The organism is Microbulbifer maximicatervae (SeqCode) (genome assembly GCF_052467225.1).
The window spans coordinates 2,389,628-2,410,945 of record NZ_CP174303.1 but is presented as its reverse complement, the minus strand read 5'-3'; the positions used below and the strand labels follow the sequence as shown (position 1 = coordinate 2,410,945).

At 50.6% G+C, this 21,318-nt stretch carries 17 protein-coding genes; 3 read left to right on the top strand and 14 right to left on the bottom strand.

The window, feature by feature from the left end:
* Positions 1–94: 94 nt before the first annotated feature.
* The 5 genes from ACJJIZ_RS10660 to ACJJIZ_RS10640 are packed head-to-tail and all read right to left on the bottom strand — an operon-like array spanning position 95 to position 5,575.
* The gene (locus ACJJIZ_RS10660; RefSeq protein WP_444916103.1) at positions 95–1,108 is read right to left on the bottom strand and encodes a YhdH/YhfP family quinone oxidoreductase; all 1,014 of its coding nucleotides are present in this window, start codon (positions 1,106–1,108) and stop codon (positions 95–97) included.
* A 40-nt stretch (positions 1,109–1,148) separates the two neighbouring features.
* Positions 1,149–2,294, bottom strand: coding sequence for a protease SohB (gene sohB, locus ACJJIZ_RS10655; protein WP_282933417.1), 1,146 nt, complete (start codon positions 2,292–2,294; stop codon positions 1,149–1,151).
* 48 nt (positions 2,295–2,342) lie between these two features.
* Positions 2,343–2,993 carry a cation/multidrug efflux pump gene (locus tag ACJJIZ_RS10650; RefSeq protein WP_444916102.1) on the bottom strand — a complete coding sequence of 217 codons (651 nt, stop codon included), beginning with the start codon at positions 2,991–2,993 and terminating at the stop codon, positions 2,343–2,345.
* 45 nt (positions 2,994–3,038) lie between these two features.
* Positions 3,039–3,854: an NAD(+) diphosphatase gene (gene nudC, locus ACJJIZ_RS10645; protein ID WP_444916101.1), complete on the bottom strand. Its 816-nt coding sequence runs from the start codon at positions 3,852–3,854 to the stop codon at positions 3,039–3,041.
* 14 nt (positions 3,855–3,868) lie between these two features.
* The gene (locus tag ACJJIZ_RS10640; RefSeq protein ID WP_444916100.1) at positions 3,869–5,575 is read right to left on the bottom strand and encodes a FimL-related protein; all 1,707 of its coding nucleotides are present in this window, start codon (positions 5,573–5,575) and stop codon (positions 3,869–3,871) included.
* A gap of 381 nt (positions 5,576–5,956) precedes the next feature.
* Here ACJJIZ_RS10640 and nhaB point away from each other — a divergent pair, with 381 nt between their 5' ends.
* A complete protein-coding gene (nhaB, locus tag ACJJIZ_RS10635; RefSeq protein ID WP_444913384.1) occupies positions 5,957–7,492 on the top strand; it encodes a sodium/proton antiporter NhaB in 1,536 nt (511 codons plus the stop codon).
* Between the two features lie 116 nt (positions 7,493–7,608).
* Here nhaB and dnaQ read toward each other — a convergent pair whose 3' ends face one another.
* The 3 genes from dnaQ to ACJJIZ_RS10620 are packed head-to-tail and all read right to left on the bottom strand — an operon-like array spanning position 7,609 to position 9,617.
* Complete coding sequence (gene dnaQ, locus ACJJIZ_RS10630) at positions 7,609–8,334, bottom strand: DNA polymerase III subunit epsilon (protein ID WP_444916099.1); 726 nt, start codon at positions 8,332–8,334, stop codon at positions 7,609–7,611.
* A 14-nt stretch (positions 8,335–8,348) separates the two neighbouring features.
* On the bottom strand, positions 8,349–8,786 hold the full coding sequence (gene rnhA, locus ACJJIZ_RS10625; RefSeq protein WP_413665181.1) for a ribonuclease HI: 438 nt from the start codon (positions 8,784–8,786) through the stop codon (positions 8,349–8,351).
* A gap of 42 nt (positions 8,787–8,828) precedes the next feature.
* On the bottom strand, positions 8,829–9,617 hold the full coding sequence (locus ACJJIZ_RS10620; RefSeq protein WP_413665180.1) for a class I SAM-dependent methyltransferase: 789 nt from the start codon (positions 9,615–9,617) through the stop codon (positions 8,829–8,831).
* Positions 9,618–9,774: 157 nt separating this feature from the next.
* Between ACJJIZ_RS10620 and gloB the strand changes: the two genes are divergently transcribed.
* Positions 9,775–10,554: a hydroxyacylglutathione hydrolase gene (gloB, locus tag ACJJIZ_RS10615; protein WP_444916098.1), complete on the top strand. Its 780-nt coding sequence runs from the start codon at positions 9,775–9,777 to the stop codon at positions 10,552–10,554.
* 196 nt (positions 10,555–10,750) lie between these two features.
* Positions 10,751–12,313 carry a LysM peptidoglycan-binding domain-containing protein gene (locus ACJJIZ_RS10610; protein ID WP_444905765.1) on the top strand — a complete coding sequence of 521 codons (1,563 nt, stop codon included), beginning with the start codon at positions 10,751–10,753 and terminating at the stop codon, positions 12,311–12,313.
* Between the two features lie 79 nt (positions 12,314–12,392).
* Here ACJJIZ_RS10610 and ACJJIZ_RS10605 read toward each other — a convergent pair whose 3' ends face one another.
* The 6 genes from ACJJIZ_RS10605 to tig all read right to left on the bottom strand — a co-directional run bounded on the left by ACJJIZ_RS10605 (position 12,393) and on the right by tig (position 21,190).
* The gene (locus tag ACJJIZ_RS10605; RefSeq protein WP_444916097.1) at positions 12,393–14,276 is read right to left on the bottom strand and encodes a SurA N-terminal domain-containing protein; all 1,884 of its coding nucleotides are present in this window, start codon (positions 14,274–14,276) and stop codon (positions 12,393–12,395) included.
* Between the two features lie 119 nt (positions 14,277–14,395).
* The gene (hbs, locus tag ACJJIZ_RS10600) at positions 14,396–14,725 is read right to left on the bottom strand and encodes a non-specific DNA-binding protein Hbs (RefSeq protein ID WP_255422880.1); all 330 of its coding nucleotides are present in this window, start codon (positions 14,723–14,725) and stop codon (positions 14,396–14,398) included.
* Positions 14,726–14,924: 199 nt separating this feature from the next.
* Positions 14,925–17,330, bottom strand: coding sequence for an endopeptidase La (lon, locus tag ACJJIZ_RS10595; protein WP_413665176.1), 2,406 nt, complete (start codon positions 17,328–17,330; stop codon positions 14,925–14,927).
* A 267-nt stretch (positions 17,331–17,597) separates the two neighbouring features.
* Positions 17,598–18,884 carry an ATP-dependent Clp protease ATP-binding subunit ClpX gene (gene clpX, locus ACJJIZ_RS10590; protein WP_282933429.1) on the bottom strand — a complete coding sequence of 429 codons (1,287 nt, stop codon included), beginning with the start codon at positions 18,882–18,884 and terminating at the stop codon, positions 17,598–17,600.
* Positions 18,885–19,046: 162 nt separating this feature from the next.
* Positions 19,047–19,688, bottom strand: coding sequence for an ATP-dependent Clp endopeptidase proteolytic subunit ClpP (gene clpP, locus ACJJIZ_RS10585; protein WP_282933430.1), 642 nt, complete (start codon positions 19,686–19,688; stop codon positions 19,047–19,049).
* A 188-nt stretch (positions 19,689–19,876) separates the two neighbouring features.
* A complete protein-coding gene (gene tig, locus ACJJIZ_RS10580) occupies positions 19,877–21,190 on the bottom strand; it encodes a trigger factor (protein ID WP_444905767.1) in 1,314 nt (437 codons plus the stop codon).
* Positions 21,191–21,318: the final 128 nt, after the last annotated feature.

Sequence of the window (21,318 nt, the reverse complement as noted above, 5' to 3'; positions counted from 1 at the left end):
CCCATATACAACTCAGATTCAGAGTTGTCGGGGATATTTGGTAAGATAAATAGAATCTTTTAAGTGTACTTATTATTCTAAATCGATAGATCTATTAGAGAGCCATATCTACAACGTAACGACCTATTCCATGCCCTCTATTTAAGCGCGCAAGAAACTCTGGAGCCTGATCAAGGCTAATATTCTCCGCAATACTGTCGAGCTTATCGCCGATATACCACTCACTGGCCAACCGCTTCCATACTTCTGCCTTCTTTTCTATTGGTAAAACAGCGCTATCCACACCCAACAAACTAATACCGCGCAAGATAAATGGAAATACATTGGCGTGAAATTGAGCACCTGAAGCCATACCACAAGCAGCCACTCCGCCGCCGTAGCGCAGGGATTTAATGACATTAAAAAGCGTTTCCCCGCCCACAGTATCTACAGCCCAAGCCCACAATGGCTTGGCCATCGCTTTATTGGCAAAAGGGGCCAGTGTATCCCGGTCGAGAACCTTCCATGCGCCCAATCTCGCCAAATAATCAGCAGACTCCAACTTTCCCGTCACTGCTGCGACACGAAAGCCTAGCTTCGCCAGCAAGGCGACGGCAACAGAGCCGACGCCCCCCGTTGAACCTGTTACCAGAATCTCTCCATCCTCAGGAGATGCGCCGGACTCCAGGAGCTTTTCAACACAAAGCGCGGCGGTAAAACCCGCCGTACCCAGTGCCATAGACTCCCAAGCTGTTAGGCCTTCGGGGACTGGCAAGGCCCATTGCGGAGGAACGGCAATACGCTCTGCAAGTCCACCAGAAGTATTCATGCCCAAATCGTAGCCATTGACCAATAATTCAGCACCCGGTTGAAACGTCTTGCTCCGATCGAACAGCACTTTGCCCACCGCATCAATGCCCGGAGTATGGGGGTAGGTATTAGTAATCCCACGATTGCCAAACGCAGATAAAGAATCTTTGAAATTCAAGGATGAATAACTTACGGCCAACAGCAAGGGGTTATCGGGAAGCTCAGAAAGTTGACGCTCAACAACAGACTGGTCAAACTTTCCCGCAGCTACTTCAGCAACCTGAATTGCCCGAAATCTCTCATCCTTTTCTATTTCCATGGGGTATATCCCGCAGCACTATCAACCTGTAACGTTACAACTATTGAGCCTGATGACGCAGAGCTGCCAGCCTTGAAAAGAGACGAGTGACCGCCGATTCCACACCTGCTTCTGCCGCCAGCCCTATTTTCTTAGCTATATTTTTCCGTTCTTTGAATTCCACCTGATATAAGTCGCAGTCCTTAGCGCAACTGGTCAAGTACTCATCTGATGTTTTCAGCTCATCGACCAGTCCCAAGGATAGGGCTTTTTGCCCGAACCAAACCTCGCCCGTGGCAACTTTGTCGACGTCGAGTTTTTGACGGTACTCCCCGACAAAGTGCTGAAACAGAATATGGATCTCATCTAAATCTTCTTGGAACTTCTGTTTACCTTCCTCAGTATTTTCACCAAACATGGTTACAGTGCGCTTGTACTGGCCCGCAGTAAACAGTTCGTAATCGATATCATTGCGCTTCAGCAGGCGGTTAAAATTCGGCATCTGAGCTAAAACACCAATAGAGCCCAACATCGCAAAGGGTGCAGCCAGGATACGATCTGCAACACAGGCCATCATGTAGCCTCCGCTGGCAGCCACTTTATCGACAGCAATAGTCAAATGAATACCTGCACTGCGAATCCTGGTTAACTGGCTGGCGGCCAAACCATAGTTCGCCACCATGCCCCCAGGGCTTTCAAGACAAAGGAGAACTTCATCTCCGGACTCTGCCACTTGAAGAATGGCCGTCACCTCTTCACGCAAATGGGAAAGAGCACTCGCTTTGATATCCCCATTAAATTGCATAACAAAGACACGCTTGCGCTCGGAGACCAACTCCCCTTTTATACTCTTGGACTCATGCTCTCCTTCCTCTTTAGCAACGTCGGAAGAAGTAGCAGCACTTTTCTCCGGCTGCTTTTTGCTCTCAGCTTTATGTTTTTTAGCTAGGGCTTTTTCCTGAGTTTTCTTCTCTTTCGCCATTTGCTTTTTACGACGGGCGAATTCGTGCTTATCCATCACAGCTTCAAGCAGTGTTTCTTTAAACTGCTCATAGCGATCATTCAAATGTGTAACTGTGATATGACCCTGAACACGCTCTTTCAGCTGCTCTCGATTTGCAAAAATAAAACCTATCAACACCATTAAGGCCACGACAACCGTAACAATTTTGGCTAGAAAAAGGCCGTATTCAATTAAAAATTCCACTTAGACTCCATTTTCCGTCTTAACTAATTTTTATTTAGCTTCAGTATTTTACTGCCAACCTTCCAGGGCGGAAGTTGCTCGCTGATTAAGGGGGCGAGCCAACAAACCGCTGTGGCTAATACGCACCTCGTAAACCGCACCGTCCTCCATAGGTAGAAATGTGGCACTGCCATATACCGCATCAACAAAGGGCAACTTGCGATCAACACCGCGTACAAACTGCCAAACATCCACGCCATAGTTCGCCCCCTCTATTTCATGGACAGAACGCTCGCGAGCTCGCTCATCCTGTAGCGTGAGATAGCGACCACTCAACCTATCTAGACGATAAGCGGGCTTAATTCCCCAGCGGGCTAATGGACCCTGCCACTTGAGCATTCGGGCATCCAACTGCCACTGATCCCCAAGCAATTCAAACTTTTGCGCTATACCATCCGAATCAGAAAACTTGACTTCAAATTGCTGCTCGGCAATTTTTCGAAACGAAACAATGCCAACACTATGCTCTTCAGCCAGGTTTCTATAGCTGTAAACATCTGCAGCAATCAGAACAATCCAAAGAGCAGTTGCAAAAAGAAAAAGACCGGCGGAACCACGTATAAACCCCAGGAACCAATTTCCCGATAGCAGGACTCGCGCCCCCCAAAACACAAACAACAACGCCAGGATGGCAATAATAAAGGTAATCGCTATATACATTATGATTTCTACTCCCTGATACTGCGCAACATCTTTAAACCAACCTTACGGGCGGTTCTTCGCTGCAGCCTTTTCGACAAAAGTGTGGATCAAGCGGCCGGACAGGGTTTGTATGGGCGGTATAGCTGGCAATGAGCTGTAGTGGAACCAGTCTGCCTCTTCTATCTCATTGGGGTCCAAGCACAATCCCCCACCTTGCCACTCCGCCAAATACCCGATCATCAACTGCCCGGGAAAAGGCCAGGACTGGCTCCCCACATACTCCAGGGCACCCACTTTGAGCCCCACTTCCTCATAGACTTCACGCACCAGCGCTTGCTCAGCACTCTCACCGGGCTCTATAAACCCAGCGAGGGCCGTATAAGTTGCATTTCGACGCGCGGCGTGACGAGCTAAGAGACACTCATCTCCTCGGGTAACAAGCATAATTACACAGGGGGAGATTCTGGGGTAGACAGTAAGATCACAAGCCGGGCAGGTGCGAGCGCGATCATTAGAGTGATAGATGGTGGGAGTGCCACAACGACCGCAAAATCGATGTTGGCTATCCCAATGGGAAATCTGTAGCGCCCGCCCAGCCAATGCAAACATCGGCTCCTCAACCAAAGTCAGCAGGCTGCGTAGGTTTCGCCATTCATAGCCGGCAATTTCAACCTGGCGAGACAAAACGTGGACACCACACGCCCGCCCACTTAACTCTCCCAAGTAGTGGCTGGATTGAACAGCCTCCGCTACCAACACCTGGGCGTCGTGGAGGAAAAAATCTCCTCGGCAGAGAATCAGTCCATCAGCAATCAGGATATGCTGGGAAAATTCCGGAACTGCCCACACATTACCCGCTGGGACAAACTTATCTACCAAGGAGACCTCCTTAATTATACGGCCTCAACGGGATAACCCAGAGCAGTCAAGCTTTCGATAGCGAGACTGAGGGATTGAATATCTGCTTGCCTATGCAGCTTTACCTCTCCCAGATAGTACTCAAGGCTGATAATCGCATCGGCAAAAATATGCAAAGATTGCTCTACTTCAGGACCGGCATCATGGCGGTCGATAACAGTCTCAACAAAGTTCAGCAAGCCTTCAACTACGGCCGCCGCTCTACTTAAGTTGAGAACAATCAAGCCTCCGCGCACTGAGTTCAAAGTAGTGGAAACATTGCGAATATGGCCATGATCAAAGTCGGACTCTGCATAGGCCGCCAGCGCTCGCTTAATCAACGCCAAACCGGCTTCAGCCTCTTTAAGTACAGCCACTTCCGCTTCCGCCAGTTGGCTGTGCTCAAAGGCAATATCCGCATGACCGTATTCATCCAGATCAATAGAAGTACTCTGCTTGAGCGCTCTTACCGTGCTATCGACCATCAACACCTGGCCTGTCAGTTTCTGCAGTGCGCTGTCCGCTATGGATCCGCCCGCGCCGGAGGCACTCTGGTATTCCGCAACCGCGCTGCGCAGACTCTCTCCAACCCGCTTAAAGTTGAGCATCTGCAAGGTACCGGCCACTCTCTGTAGAGAAGAAGCGAGGCCATCTTCTGCATCCAAGGAAGTAGTACCAATTAACTCAGCGTCATCCAACATTCGGCGCACACCGGACAACTCCTCCTCTAAGGCGTTAGCAACTGCGGTAATTGCCGTGGCGCCGGGGCCTCCAAGGGTGGCTCGCTCCCGCTCTAATTCCTCTTCACTGTAATCAAGAGGCTCTGCGGAGAAAGCCTCCAGCAACTTGCCACCAAAGCCCTCGGGCTTGGAAAGAGTCAGCCAATAGAGGCACTCTTTCAGCAAAATTGGTGGCGCAGGCTGATCTAAAGCTGTGTCGCACTCTTTTTGTAATGCTCGCAGCCAGCGATCAAACATACTGAAAACCATCACCCGGGATCGACTGATGCGCATTTCTTGGGAGGCCATGCCTGCAAGTGCCGCCCCTGCTACCACCCATAAACGCCCGTTTGGGCGCCCCATGGTGATGCTTGCGATTCTCTCAAGGGCACGAGACATCATCGTGTACGCTGGGCCCCGAGGTTTACCTCGCAACAGAGCCAACAAACCAACCTGGTACATATGACGGAATCGGCGAACAAAACTATTCAAGTCTTCCGACATAACCGCAGAAGCCCCTGCACCAGGCACAGCTCCCTCCAAGTTACAACGGAAAAAATGACTTTCCGGCACAGGGGGCTGGGACCGGGCCGCGCGCAAATTATTGATATAGGGGATCAGCAATTCTGGACGGGCAATGGCACGACTTTGAACAAATTCCAAGTAGCGTCCCATTACGTAAAAACCTGTACCCAGCGCTTCCATCAGTTCTTCTGAGGCGCTCTGTCTCTCCTCTAATACCTCTGTAAGCGCTTTGATTTTCTCTTGGGCGAGGAGCTCAGCTGCCTGGAGCTGCACCATCTGCAATACTCCACTGACCTGCCTGAGTGCAGCCAAACTCTGTTCAAGAGCCTGCTTTTGGGAAGTATCCGCGGCAAATTTATCCAAGTGTGAGGCGGCATTATCGATGGTAGCTACCAGCTCATCCTTCACTACATTGACAGAAGTGATATTGATCTTGCGCAATTCAGTCTTTGGCTGCACCGCTGCATTCTTCCTATAATCGAACAAAAAACAACCAGATCAGGATGATTCTGGCCTCATTAAGGGCAATTTACCCCAATAAATAAAAGAGTCCACCTTTCGCCAAACAATTTCCACCGAATAATCGACAAATAACCTAGCGGCGGGGCTGAAGCCCCTAAATTACTTGAATTTTCCAGAAAACCCAGTAGCGTTTGCTACTTTCAAGTTTAAAGCTGTACGTTTTTTTGTGTTAAAGAACAAAAACCAATCAATCTGTGCACAATAAACCCGGGGAAGCACGCAGCGATAATTGAGCTCAGGTATCTATTTCGCATACACCGCCGATTCCCAAAGATTCCATTTTGACCCACACCAATGGGTTAACCAAGGAAGTAAATGATGAACACTTACAACAACACCATTGCGGCATCCGGCGGCGGATTTGGTCGCGCCTTTGCCGAAAATTTTCTCGGCGAAGCGCCTGACTGGTACAAATTGACCATAGCCGCCTTTTTGCTTCTCAACCCATTAATACTGTATGTATCGGGGCCTTTTGTAACAGGCTGGGTCCTTATTGGTGAATTCATTTTTACCCTGGCGATGGCCCTGAAGTGTTACCCACTTCAACCCGGCGGACTACTCGCAATTGAAGCCGTATTGATGGGTATGACAAGCACCGATGCCGTCTACCACGAGGTAGTTGAGAATATCGAAGTTATTCTGCTGCTAATGTTTATGGTGGCCGGCATTTACTTCATGAAGAGCCTGCTTCTATTTGTATTCACTAAAATTTTGATTAATGTGAATTCAAAATCTCTGCTGTCACTACTTTTCTGTGCTGTATCTGCAGTACTGTCAGCATTCTTAGATGCCTTGACCGTAACTGCTGTTCTGATTGCGGTTGCCGTAGGCTTTTACTCAGTCTATCACCGGGTCGCCTCCCAGCAGCCACACCACCACAACGACCACGACCACTCCAACGATGAGCATGTCGTGGAGTATCACCGCGAAGACTTGGACCAGTTTCGAGCCTACCTTCGCAGCCTGATCATGCATGGCGCCGTAGGCACTGCTCTCGGTGGTGTTTGCACCTTGGTTGGAGAACCGCAAAACCTACTGATCGCTGAGAAAGCCGGGTGGGAATTTGTACAGTTTTTCCTGCAGATGGCCCCAGTAACCATTCCAACATTCTTTGCCGGCCTAGTTACTTGTTTCTTTTTAGAGAAAATTAAAATGTTTGGCTATGGAGCCCAGCTCCCTAGCGCCGTACGTGAGGTACTGGTTAATTTTTCCAAAGAGGAAGAAAAGAAGCGCACCTCGGCTCAGGTTGCCGAGCTGTGGATTCAGGGCATTGTCGCTGTGGTTCTGGTTTTTGCCCTGGCATTTCATGTTGCCGAAGTCGGTATCATTGGCCTGATGATTATTGTACTTCTGACCTCGTTTAACGGCGTTGTTCAAGAAGCTAGAATCGGCCACGCGTTTGAAGAGGCACTGCCATTTACTGCACTGCTCGTGGTTTTCTTTGCAATTGTTGCAGTGATTCACCAGCAACACCTATTCGAGCCTGTAACCAACTTCGTTCTCGCACAAAAGCCCGAACAGCAACCAGGATTGCTATTCATGGCAAACGGTATCTTGTCGATGATTAGCGACAATGTTTTTGTGGCAACGGTTTATATTAACGAAGTTAAAGCTGCCCTCACTGCAGGCGACATTACCCGAGAACATTTTGACAAGCTGGCCATTGCCATCAATACCGGAACCAACCTACCCAGCGTTGCCACTCCCAATGGACAAGCTGCATTTTTGTTCCTGCTGACATCGGCCCTGGCACCTCTCATACGCCTATCTTATGGCCGCATGGTGATCATGGCTCTGCCCTACACCATCGTACTGAGTATTGTTGCTTTGATTTGCGTGGTCTACGCGATCTAAAGAGAGCTTGTATTAGAGACTATCTGGATGGGTGGGGATTGATAATTCCCACCCACTCAGAAAAAGAAAAGCACAATAAACATCAAGGTTAAAGAGAACACCTCTTCATTGATGTGCTACCAGAAGTGTTTACCCGCTGATTTCTCCAGCAAACCTAGCATCGATTGATGCGCTTCAGCTTCCTGTGGCGTAGCACGCGCTACTAGCAGGGGCGCGCGATCTGCCGATAGGCGACGAATGGCTTCACCCGCCACATCATTTTCCGCCTTCTTACCTTCCTCCCCTTCCGAGGAATCACCCTGTGCCAACACCAAATCGGTTTGGCCACCGGTCATCATCAGGTAGACGTCGGCAAGAATCTCCGCATCCAGTAATGCGCCGTGCAAATCCCGCTGGGAGTTATCGACAAAGTAGCGCTTACAAAGGGCGTCCAGATTGTTTTTCTGCCCAGGGTGCTTTTCCCGGGCCATTGTCAGGGTATCCAAAACCCCACAATGCGCATTGACATTGCGCCAGCGCGGATTACCCAGCAGCCTCAGCTCAGCATCAATAAAACCGACATCGAAGGGCGCGTTGTGAATAACCAGCTCTGCACCTTCACAGAAGGTCATAAATTCATCGGCGACCTGAGCGAATACGGGTTTGTCCGCCAGGAATTCATTAGTAATTCCATGGACCTCAATAGCCCCATCTTCCACTTGTCGCTGCGGGTTGATGTACTGGTGATAGTGACGGCCAGTCAACTTCCGGTTAACCAGCTCTACGCAACCAATTTCAATAATACGATGGCCGCTTTTGGGATCGAGACCTGTTGTCTCTGTATCGAGAACCACTTGACGCATATGCAATATTCCCCTCAGGACTCCAGCTCATCGACGCCGCGATTTGCCAACTGATCGGCCCGCTCATTGCCTGGGTGGCCGGCATGACCTTTAACCCAGTGCCACTCCACATCATGCTGGGAGACGCTCTCATCCAACTGCCGCCATAGGTCTGCATTTTTGACAGGCTTCTTACTCGCCGTTTTCCAACCGTTCTTTTTCCAGTTGTTAATCCAGCCGGTAATGCCCTGGCGCAGGTACTGTGAGTCAGTATGTAAATCAACTTTGCACGGCTGTTTAAGAGCCTCCAGAGCTTTGATTGCAGCTAACAATTCCATACGATTATTGGTGGTATGCGCCTCCCCACCAAACAACTCTTTCTCCCGCTCACCGTACACCAACAGGGCACCCCAACCGCCGGGACCAGGATTACCACGACAAGCGCCATCTGTATAGATAGTAATTTGTTTCAAAACTTACGCCAAAATTAGATATGGGGCCGATTTTCAGCGAAATCAGCGCTTTTGATGCTTCCCGCGTGCTGCAACGCGAGGGCTCGACGGGGTGGCAACCAAAGCGGGCTTTCTCTCGGCCCGCCAATTGATTTTAATAGTGCGAACACGTGCCACTTCTTTGCGGGCGACTATGATGTAAAAGCCCCCCCATGGCAAGTGCAAGCGGGAGCCAAGGCGCTCCATCCAAGCCGTCTTGGAAAGCAATTCCTTTTGCTGTAATGGCAAGCGGAAGAAGCCGCGATCTACCCTCTCAGCCTGCAAGTCCAACAGATTCATCCAGTCGGCAATTCGAGCAGCACGCAGTTGATTTCCGCGCTGGTAAGCCCCCCTGGAAAATAGCAGGCGGGACAAGCCGAGCAAGGAAAACGGGTTAAACCCGATTAGCAGCATATGACCACCGGGTATCAAAACCCTGGCCGCCTCTCTCAATACTTGGTGGGGATGACTGGAAAAGTCCAAAAGGTGATGCAGCAGTACTACATCGATTGAATCGGCGGGGAGGGGCAGTTGCTCGAACTCCACTATCGCAGCCCCGCCCTGCTCAGAAGTTGCCCCCAATCGAAAACGATGATTGATACGGCTGGAGGCGCCAAAGTCAACGGACTGGGTCACACTGGCCTGTAGAAAGTGGTAACCGAAAAAGCCCTCCACTAAGGGTTGGGCCAACGCCAGCTGTTGCGAGAGAATCTCCTCTCCCAGCGAACTGGAAAACCAATGGGATAGCGCTGGGCAGACCTTGCCAAGAGGGGATTGCTCCTCATCATTACCAGGCCTGCTCTTTCCGGTCATCATATCTCCATTGATCAATCTAACAGCTATTCAATTCTACACTCGGGCGATGTTTCCAGGGCCTTACTCTAAGTAAACCAGTCCTCAGGTAACAATTCACACCGTCTCACGCCTTCCATGATATTGTTCTGCTATTCAGCGAAAAGACGATTCGATTATGCTATCCATCACGCCAATCCCCGCCTTTAATGACAACTATATCTGGCACCTGCAAAAAGATGGCCAGCACTGGGTAGTCGACCCTGGTGATGCTGTGCCAGTAGAAAAGGCCCTAGAGGGGACCAGGCTCAGCGGTATTCTCATTACTCATCACCACTATGACCATACCGGTGGCATCGAAACGCTTTGCCACCAGTACCAGTGCCCTGTCTATGGCCCCGAGCACATACCTGGTGTCACTCACCCCATTGCCGGTGGAGATTCCTTACAGGTCCTTGGCATGCCCTTCCAGGTACACGCTGTTCCGGGGCACACTCTAGACCACTTAGCTTTGGTTTTGAATGAAACCACAGCAGCAGGCGGTGAACAATTACACCTTTTTTGTGGTGACACTCTTTTTTCCGCTGGCTGCGGCAGGTTGTTCGAAGGCACTCCAGAGCAGATGTACCATTCTCTGCAAAAGCTCAGTAAATTACCCGCCGCAACTTTTGTTTATCCTGCACACGAGTACACACTCGCCAACCTGAAGTTTGCCCAAGCGGTAGAGCCTAACAATCAAGCCATTGAGGCAAGGGTTGCTCAGTGCAAAGCCTTGAGAGTAGAAAACAAGCCAACTTTGCCTTCAACTATCGCCCTTGAGCTAGACACCAACCCATTTCTTCGCTGTCAGTATCCGGAAGTTAGGCAGACAGCTATCAATTCGAGACCGGAGTTAAATGACGGAAGCGATAACGTAGATATTTTTGCGAGCTTGCGCGGCTGGAAGGACAACTTCTAAACGCCCAACTTCACCTAAACTCTTCTCAGGCTGGGTGATAAACTAGCAATTCGCATACTTTTTAACCATCAATATTGACCGAAACTAATTTGCCTAATTAGAATCGAAAGTAATTGACCAAATGCCTGGCGCTTTACCAATAATTGTTCTGAAATGCGTCAGGATGAATTACAAGAAAGACTCGCGGATATCACACATGGTTCACAAGAATTTTGCCGTAGCATTACTAGCCGCTACGGTAGGGGCCTGCTCGCAATTACCGGAACAGGCCTCTGCGCCTGAAACTGAAAATATCCCTGCAGAGGAAACCTCTGTCGCGAGTGACCGAGCTGTTAAAAAACACGAACCCTCTGAAGCGGTCCCTCCCCCCGTAGACATCTGGGCAAGACTTCGTCAGGGGTTCGCCCTGGATCACCACACCAGCGACCCCAAGGTTAAGGAATATATTGCTTACTTCGCCCGCAACGAGGGCTATATGGCTCGGGTAACGGAGCGCTCTCGTCGCTATATTTTCCATGTTGCAGAACAGCTGGAACAGGCAAATCTCCCACTTGAATTAGCGCTGCTCCCCATTGTCGAGAGTGCATACGACCCCTTCGCCTACTCCCACGCCCGGGCTTCCGGTATGTGGCAGTTTATCCCGGCCACCGGGCGCTCTTTCGGGCTCGAGCAAAACTGGTGGTATGACGGACGCCGCGATGTCCATGAATCCACCCAGGCTGCGGCAAAGTACTTCAACTACCTACACGATCGCTTTGATGGGGACTGGGAGCTGGCACTCGCTGCTTACAACGCCGGTGAGGGAACGGTTCGCAGAGCCGTAGAGCGCAATCGTCGCAACGGGCTTGGCACCAGTTATTGGGATCTCAAACTGCCGCGGGAAACCAAGCGCTATGTACCCCAGCTGCTGGCTCTGGCGGAGGTTATATCCCGCCCGGACCATTACAAAATCCCACTGCATGATGTCTCCAATGAGCCCTACTACGCCCGTGTCGATGTAGGCAGTCAGATCGATCTGGCCCAAGCTGCGGAACTTGCAGAAATTGAGATAGAAGAGCTGTACCTACTGAACCCAGGCTATAACCGCTGGGCAACCGACCCCAACGGAAACCACCAACTACTGATTCCAATAGAGACCCAGGAAAAGTTTGAGAGCGCCCTGGCACAACTTCCCAAGGAAGAGAGGGTAAGCTGGCAGCGCTACACCATTGCCCGAGGCGACACCCTTTCCACTATCGCTCGACGCTACCAGACCACCGTCGGAGCGATACGCGAAACAAACAAACTACGCAGCAATAATATTCGCGCCGGTAAAACACTGTTAATCCCCAGCGCATCGGGCCCCGCGGGACAGTATGCCTACGCACTCGATCAGCGAGTTAAACGCAAGCAGTCTTCTGGCAAGGGCCAGAAAGTTAATTACACTGTACGCCCTGGCGACAGCCTTTGGGGGATTTCACGCAAGCTGGATGTGACCGTAAAGCAACTGGCCAGCTGGAACAGCATGGCACCGGGAGACACCCTGCGCCCTGGACGCACCCTGGTGGCTTACAACGGCTCCCCCGCAGTATCAGAGAACAACCGCACTACCCGCAAGGTTTCTTACCGGGTACGCAGCGGCGACTCTCTATATCGGATAGCCAATAAATTCAGTATCGAAATCGATGATATTCTCCGCTGGAATAAGATAAACAAGTCCAAGTATTTACAACCCGGACAGCGCTTAACCTTATTTGTGGATAGTGCCAGCAACACTTAAAGCGCCCACTACCCTACAGGGAGTTAGTCATAAAAAAACCCGGCAATTGCCGGGTTTTTTTATGACTCAATAACAACCGTTACTCGGCAGAAGAGGCCAGATCGATTTTTGCCTGATCGGACAAGTAGCGTTGGATAGCTGCTAACTCGGCCCCACCATTTACAGAGGCCAATTGCTGCATCAGTGCCTGACGCTGCTCTTTGCTCTGCTTGGACAGTTCGCCCGGGCGCACGCTGCGCAGATCGAGAACTACCAGATCACCATTATTTGTAGCGAAGCTGGTCACTTCATCTTTGCCAGCAGATGGTGCAGGCAATGCAAATGCCTTGGCATTAATCTCACCGCGCTGAGCAAAACCACCGCGACGAGTTTTATCACTGGTCTCCAGGGTTAAACCTTGCGCTTCCGCCAGTTCCGCAAAACTAGTACCAGTAGCGAGTTTCTCTTTTAGCTCTTCCGCTTGCTTAGCCAATTGCTCACTGGCCTTATCACGCTTCAAACGGTCAACAATTTGCTGGCGAACCTCTTCCAGAGGGTAGGTACCCGCGGGCTTAGAGTCGGTGACCCGCAAAACAACAGAGTGCTCATTGTTCAGGTTGATCACATCTGAAGTATTGCCATCCTCCTTCACTTCCACAGAGAAGGCAGCCTCGATAACCTGCCCGTTAGAAAGTACGCCAGATGCGCTCTCACGCGAAAACAGATCGGCAGTCTTCAGGGGAACACCCAACTCTTCAGCGGGCTCAGCCAGGTTGTCCGCGTTGTATGCCAGATCGGCAAGACGGGACAAGGCATCAACAAACTCGCGCTCGGCAACGGACGCACGCAGTCGCTTTTCGATCGCCACTTTTTGCTCTTCGAAGCTCGGCGGTTCACTCTGCTCTACTTCCAACAACTTGATAAAGTGAGTTCCACTATCGGTGGTCACTGGAGCAGAAACCTGACCGACTTCCAGCGCGGCCAAGGCCTGCTCGAATGCCTCTGGGAATACATCACCTGTGGTGTAACCCAACTCACCGCCTTCCTCCGCAGAGCCTACGTCTTGGGAGTAAGTCTTTGCCAACTCGGCGAAATCTTCGCCGGCATCCAGTTTGCTCTGAATCTCAGCAATTTTTTCTGCGTCAGCTTCTTCAAGCAAAATATGTGCAGCACGACGGCGAAGTTCCGATGCGAAACCTTTCAACTCTTGCTCGTACTGAGCGCGAACATCGCTTTCAGAAATATCAATGTTACCGGCAAATACTTCAGGAGTTAGCTCAATATACTCAACCGCCACCTGCTCTGGACGCTGGTATTGCCCTTGATTCTCCTGGTAGTACTGTTCTACTTCAGCATCCGAAACCTGAGTCTCTGCTAGCAGGCCTTCAACTGGCATCACCACGTAATCAAAATCACGCTCTTCCATAGAGGCCGCAACAATCTGCTCTGCATCCGCCTGGGTAGTAAAAGCACTTTCAACAACACTGTTTGCGTACTGCTCCAGCGCCATATCATTTTCCATAATCTGGCGGAAGCCTGCAGGGCTATACCCCATACGACGCAAAGCATCGCGGTACATTTGCGGATCAAAACTGCCGTTCACCTGAAAAGCCGGAATTCCCACGATCGCTCTGTCGACCGCCGCAGAGCTCATCACCATACCACTGTCCTGAGCAGCTTGGCGCATCACAGCACTGGAAACCAACTGGCGTAAAACTGGCTCACGCAACTGCTCATCGCTGATTAAATCAGCGGGCACATCTTCGCCGTACTGACTAATGATCATATTGCGGCGATTTTGAATTGCGCGTTGCAAATCCAAGTTTGTAATTTTTTCGCCATTAACCTCGGCTACCGCATCGGCAGCACCTCCACTGGCACCGGTGAAGAAATCAATTCCCCCAATGACCATAATAAAACCGAAAAAGGCTGCGACAATAATCGCGGCTGTCCCTTTCAGGTTGTCACGCATGGACTGAAGCATGCTCAGCTCCGAAAATTAATTGTTTTTAACTACTATCAGATACAAAAAAGGCGTATCCCAACTGACACGCCTCTTTGACATTCAGACTCTTTTACAAAGTCTCAAAGCCTGCTGAAAACTTAGTTTACAGCGTCTTTCAGGGCTTTACCGGCCTTGAAGTTAGGAATTTTTGCCGCAGCGATTTCAATGGGATCGCCAGTGCGAGGATTGCGACCAGTACGAGCTGCACGCTCTTTCACAGCAAAGGTACCAAAGCCAACGAGGGCAACTTGATCACCTTTTTTTAGGGCATCAGTGATGCTATCAACCATTGCGTCCAAAGCACGGCCAGCTGCTGCTTTTGGAATATCTGCAGATGCGGCAATTGCTTCAATCAGTTCGGACTTATTCACGCTTAATCCCTCTGTTCTTTTTAAATATGCTTCGGGTGGTCTACAAAAGACACCCATACTTTAAATTTTTTAGCCTTCGGCAATTTACGCGCCGGGCAATAAGCCCCGTTTTATACCAACTGCCCAGAAGCGGGTCAAGGAACCATGCGGGTTTCCGGGCAGATGCACACTTTTCAAGCAGCGTAGATAGCCTGATTGGCGAAGTTTTGGCCTTGCAAGTTGTAAAGGGGCGACAAAAGTCACCCCTTTACAAGAGTCAGTGAGTTTGGATTCCTCGCTGCGAGCGCTCCTCTGCCTTTTTCTGTAAGGCGGAATACTCTTCATCAGACAGGGATTCAGGCTTGTGTTCGAGCGCCAGCTCAAGTACCTGATCGATCCACTTAACGGGCCTAACTACCAAGTCCTGGAGAATATTATCGGGAATATCCTTCAGGTCTCGCTCGTTATCAGCAGGAATCAGTACAGTTTTTATACCGCCCCGATGCGCCGCCAATAACTTTTCTTTAAGACCACCAATTCTTAAAACTTCTCCACGCAGAGTAATTTCTCCAGTCATCGCCACATCTGAGCGAACGGGAATATCCGTCAGTACAGACACCAAAGCGGTGCACATGGCAATACCCGCCGAAGGGCCATCTTTGGGGGTGGCACCTTCAGGCACGTGGATATGAATATCGCGAGTCTCGTGGAAGTCCGGACCTATTCCCAGTGCCTGGGAGCGCGAACGCACAACCGTCAAGGCCGCCTGGATAGACTCCTGCATAACATCGCCAAGGGAGCCGGTTTTGATCATGCGCCCTTTGCCCGGCACAGCTGAAGCCTCAATGTTAAGAAGCTCACCACCCACCTCGGTCCAGGCGAGACCGGTAACAATTCCGATTTTGTCCTCTTCTTCTGCGCGGCCAAAATCAAACTTGCGAACACCGAGAAGCTCTTCAAGTTGCTCTGGCTGTATTACAGCCTTCTTCTCTGAAGGATTGCGAACGTGCTCCGTTACTACCTTGCGGCAGATCTTGGCAATCTCCCGGTCCAGGCCACGCACACCTGCTTCACGGGTGTAGTAGCGGACAATATCTCGGATACTGTCATCAGAGAGATCCAGCTCATCATCTTTAAGGCCGTTGGCCTTGCGCTGCTTCGGCACAAGATAACGCTGAGCAATATTCAGTTTTTCGTCCTCGGTATAACCGGGGATTCGAATAACTTCCATACGATCCAGCAACGGGCCTGGAATATTCATTGAGTTAGAGGTGCAGACAAACATCACATCGGAAAGGTCGTAATCCACTTCCAAATAGTGATCATTGAAGGTTTTATTCTGCTCTGGATCCAAAACCTCAAGAAGCGCTGAGGCGGGATCGCCGCGCTGATCCATCCCCATTTTGTCAACCTCATCGAGCAGGAACAGGGGATTTTTCACTCCAACTTTCGAAATTTTCTGAATCAGCTTGCCCGGCAGTGAGCCAATATAAGTGCGTCGATGCCCGCGAATCTCGGCTTCATCGCGAACGCCGCCCAGGGCCATACGCACATACTGACGATTTGTTGCTCGGGCAATAGATTGACCGAGGGAGGTTTTACCCACCCCGGGAGGACCAACCAAACATAAGATCGGCCCTTTCACTTTCTTCACTCGCTTTTGTACCGCGAGGTATTCCAGAATCCGCTCTTTAACCTCTTCCAAGCCGTAGTGTTCTTTCTCGAGAATTTCCTCGGCTTTAACCAAATCGTGTCTCACCCGGCTGGCTTTTTTCCAGGGCAGGCTCAACATCCAGTCGATATAACTGCGTAAAACCGAAGCTTCCGCAGACATAGGCGACATCATTTTCAATTTAGCCAGCTCAGCGCGGGTTTTCTTCTCTGCCTCCGCACTCATGCCGGATTCGGCAATTTTGTTTTCCAGCTCTTCAATTTCATTGGGCTCTTCGGTGATCTCGCCCAATTCTTTTTGAATCGCCTTCATCTGCTCATTGAGATAGTACTCGCGTTGGCTTTTCTCCATCTGCTTTTTCACACGCCCACGAATGCGTTTTTCCACCTGGATCAGGTCGATTTCAGCATCCATAAGACCCAGCAAATGCTCCAAACGCTCTTTAACACTGAGAGTCTCCAGAAGCTCTTGCTTCTGAGCCAACTCAAGGGACATATGCGCAGAAATGGTATCTGCCAAGCGGCCAGGTTCATCAATTCCCGACAGAGAGGTAATAACCTCATTGGGGACTTTCTTACTTACAGAAACGTACTGTTCAAACTGAGACATCACAGAGCGCACAAGGGCATCTGCTTCGCCTTCCGGCAACTCCTGCGTTTCCATCGGCGAAACGGTCGCCTCGAAATGGTTCTCCCTCTCCATCACTTCGTGGATATTTACGCGCTCCCCCCCTTCTACCAGCACCTTCACAGTGCCATCGGGGAGTTTGAGTAACTGCAAGACACTGGCAATAGTGCCCACGCGATAGATATCGTCTGCACCTGGGTCATCCTCAGATGCCTTTCGCTGCGCCACAAGCAATACCTGCTTATCCCTGCGCATGGCCTCTTCCAGGGCCTCTATGGACTTTTCCCTGCCGACAAAAAGCGGGATCACCATATGGGGGTAAACAACAACATCGCGCAATGGCAACAACGGATATTCAAGTGTGGTGTCGGATGACTGATCCATAGAACTCCTCTCGGCCCTATCACTGGGTATTTGGCGCGGCATCATGCTGCTGTTGGAATTGACAGCTTAACCTGGGCCACCGCCCTTCAGATGCTAGTAATGGGGGGGAAGGGCCCGAAATACAAGTCTAATCTCGCGACCAATTTGTGCCGAGCTAAGAGTGCTATTCGAGCCAGGAATACCCAGACAGGTAGTTAGATACCCGGGTAATCAGAAAAAATTATAAAAAAAGCCCCAATATTGGGGCTTTTTGAGGTGGGATTTGAGCTACTCTTCCGGCGCCGCCTTCTGCGGCTGGGACTCACTCTCATAAACCAGCAGCGGGGCTGATTCGCCTTTAATGACCGCCTCGTCAATCACAACTTTCACCACATTATCTGTGGACGGGATGTCATACATGGTCTCCAACAATACAGACTCCATGATAGAGCGCAGGCCACGGGCGCCTGTTTTCCGTTCCATTGCCTTGGTGGCAACTGCATCCAACGCATCGGGGCGGAAATCCAGTTCTACATCTTCCATCTCAAACAGTTTTGCGTACTGTTTGGTCAAAGCGTTGCGTGGCTCGGTGAGAATCTGCACCAGAGCCTCACGGTCCAACTCTTCCAAAGTTGCGGTCACCGGTAGGCGTCCAACAAACTCCGGGATCAGTCCGTAACGAACCAGATCTTCAGGCTCCAGGTCGCGCAGGATCTCACCAAAATTACTGGTGCCATCCTTCGATTTAACCTCTGCACTGAAACCAATTCCACCCTTCTCCGAGCGATCGCGGATAACCTTATCCAGCCCCGCAAAAGCGCCGCCACAAATAAACAGGATATTGGAGGTGTCGACCTGCAAGAATTCCTGCTGCGGATGCTTGCGTCCACCCTGCGGCGGCACAGACGCCACAGTGCCTTCAATCAACTTCAGTAGTGCTTGCTGCACACCTTCACCGGACACATCACGGGTAATTGAAGGGTTGTCTGACTTGCGCGAAATTTTGTCGATCTCATCGATATAGACGATACCCTGCTGGGCTTTTTCTACATCGTAATCACACTTCTGCAAAAGCTTCTGGATGATATTCTCAACATCCTCACCCACATAACCAGCTTCGGTCAGGGTGGTTGCATCGGCAATAGTGAAAGGAACATTGAGCAGGCGAGCCAGGGTCTCGGCAAGAAGGGTTTTACCACTACCGGTTGGGCCTACCAGCAAAATATTAGACTTGCTGAGCTCTACTTCATCCTTACTTTTAACACCAGACTTGGTGCGCAGACGCTTGTAGTGATTGTATACGGCGACAGCCAGCACACGCTTGGCTCTCTCCTGCCCAATCACATACTGATCGAGGATTTCAGTAATCTCACGGGGTGTCGGCAGGCGCCCTTCAGGCCCCTCCGCAGTCTCTTGTACTTCTTCACGAATAATGTCGGTACACAGCTCGACACATTCATCGCAGATAAAGACTGACGGCCCAGCGATTAACTTCCGCACTTCCTGTTGGCTTTTGCCACAGAAAGAGCAGTACAGCAATTTTCCGCTGTCTTCTCCGCTGCTTTTGTCGGTCATCAAAATACTCCGTCGTCACTGGCCGGCCAGGGCCCTAAATTCAGCTTACCCAGCAAGATGCTGCCTTTTGGCGTGATTTTCAAGTCCCAACGAAAGCCAGCCTGTCAAAAAAACCAACTTTCGCTGAAATCCGCCTCCGGCAAACTTTTAATGTAGAAAAATCTACTTATCGAATGCCTGTCGGCGAGACAATACATCATCGACCAAGCCATATTCCTTGGCTTCATCGGCGCTCATAAAGTTGTCGCGCTCTGTATCCCTCTCAATATCACTGACTGGACGTCCAGAGTGATGCGCCATGAGCTCATTCAAACGATGACGAATCTTGAGAATTTCCTGGGCGTGAATGTGGATATCGCTCGCCTGCCCTTGGGCCCCACCGCTGGGCTGGTGAATCATCACACGGGAGTTTGGTGTTACGAAGCGTTTGCCTTCAGCACCGGCAGTCAACAAGAAGGCGCCCATACTACAGGCCTGCCCAATGCACATAGTGCTGACATCAGGCTTAATGAACTGCATGGTGTCATAGATAGACATGCCGGCAGTTACCGAGCCGCCCGGTGAATTAATGTAGAGGTGAATATCCTTATCCGGATTTTCTGCCTCGAGGAAAAGCAGCTGCGCAACAACCAGATTGGCCATGTGGTCTTCTACAGGCCCGACCAGGAAGATCACACGCTCTTTTAACAGGCGAGAATAAATATCAAATGAGCGCTCCCCTCTGGCGGTTTGTTCTACCACCATGGGAACTAAACCTGATGCTGAGGGCTCTATCGAAGCTTTTGGAAAATCAATTCGTGCCATAGGTACCATTGCTTCCTTTTGTGGCGTATTCGGCAGGCCAGCGAATAGGCATCGTATGCCCATGCTGAAAAATTTGGTTTTCAGAGCTTAACCGGTCAGGCGAGAGAAAGCCAGCCGGTAAAAAGGAAGGAGATGTAGGGGCGTCACGCTTGAGCGGACGCCACCTTACACCTGAATGAAGTGAGAGATTAGCCTTGTTTTTGCGGCTTAATCACTTCGTCGTAGCTGCTGTCAACTTCAGATACTTTAGCTGAAGCCAGTACGTGATCAACAACCTGGTCTTCCAGTACAACAGACTCAACACCAGACAGCAGCTCACGGTTGCTGTAGTAATAGTCAACCACTTCTTGCGGCTGCTGGTAGGTAGAAGCCAGCTCTTCAACTTTCGCCTTTACGCGATCGGCATCAACAGAAAGTTCATTCTGCTTAACAATCTCACCGACTACCAGACCGAGAACTACACGGCGTTTTGCCTGCTCTTCGAACATAGTATCAGGCAACATGCGCTCGGCATCTTCAGCCTTGATCTGACCACCAAACTGCTGAACCATTTGACCACGCAGGGTGGTTACTTCACTGGCAACCAGAGCGGACGGCAGCTCAACTGGATGCTTCTCGAACAGCTGATCCATGATCTGGGTCTTAACTTTGTTCAGAGCGGCATTTTTCAGCTCACGCTGCATGTTGTTGCGAACTTCCTCACGGAACTTCTCTTCGCCACCTTCCTGAACACCGTAAGCTTTGAAGAACTCTTCGTTCAGCTCGGGAAGTTCAGGCTTCTCGGAAGAAGTCACCTTGATATTAAAGGTAACAGCAGCACCGCGAAGCTCTTCTGCCTGGTAATCTTCCGGGAAGGTCAGATCAATGTCTTTCTCTTCACCGGGCTTCATGCCCAGAATGCCTTCTTCGAAGCCAGGGATCATCTGGCCGGAACCCAGTACCAACTGGTGACCTTCGGCCTTGCCACCTTCAAACTCTTCGCCGTCTTTGCGACCAACAAAGTTGATAACAACACGATCGCCCTTTTGAGCTTTGCGCTTGGTATCTTTCCAGGAAGACTGTTGCTTACGCAGAACATCGATCATGTTCTTCACGTCAGCATCAGTAACTTCTGCAACAGGACGCTCTACAGCGATCTCAGCCAGATCAGCGAGTTCAACTTCAGGGTAAACCTCGAAAGTAGCAACGTACTCCAGGTTTTCGCCAGCAGCAGTCTGCTTAGCTTCGATGCTAGGCTGGCCGGCAGGTTTAACCTCTTCCTTCTGTACCGCTTCGTAGAAAGAACGGCTCATTACCTCACCCAGAACTTCCTGACGAACGCCGGCACCAAAGCGCTGACGAACAACCTTCATCGGCACCTTGCCTTTGCGGAAGCCATTGATGCGAACAGTCTTAGCAGCCTGCTGGAGGCGCTTATCCACTTCTTTGTCGACAATTTCTGCCGGCAAGTTGACCGTTAAACGACGCTCCAGACCGGAAGTAGTTTCGATGGAAACCTGCATGTTTATCCTCGTGAGACTATCTCTGTAATCGCGCCGCAGCGCCAACGAATACCGGGTCACCGAGACTTAGTCAGTAACCTCGTAGGCCCAGCACCAAAACAATACTTTTGTGCTGCCGCCAAATACAC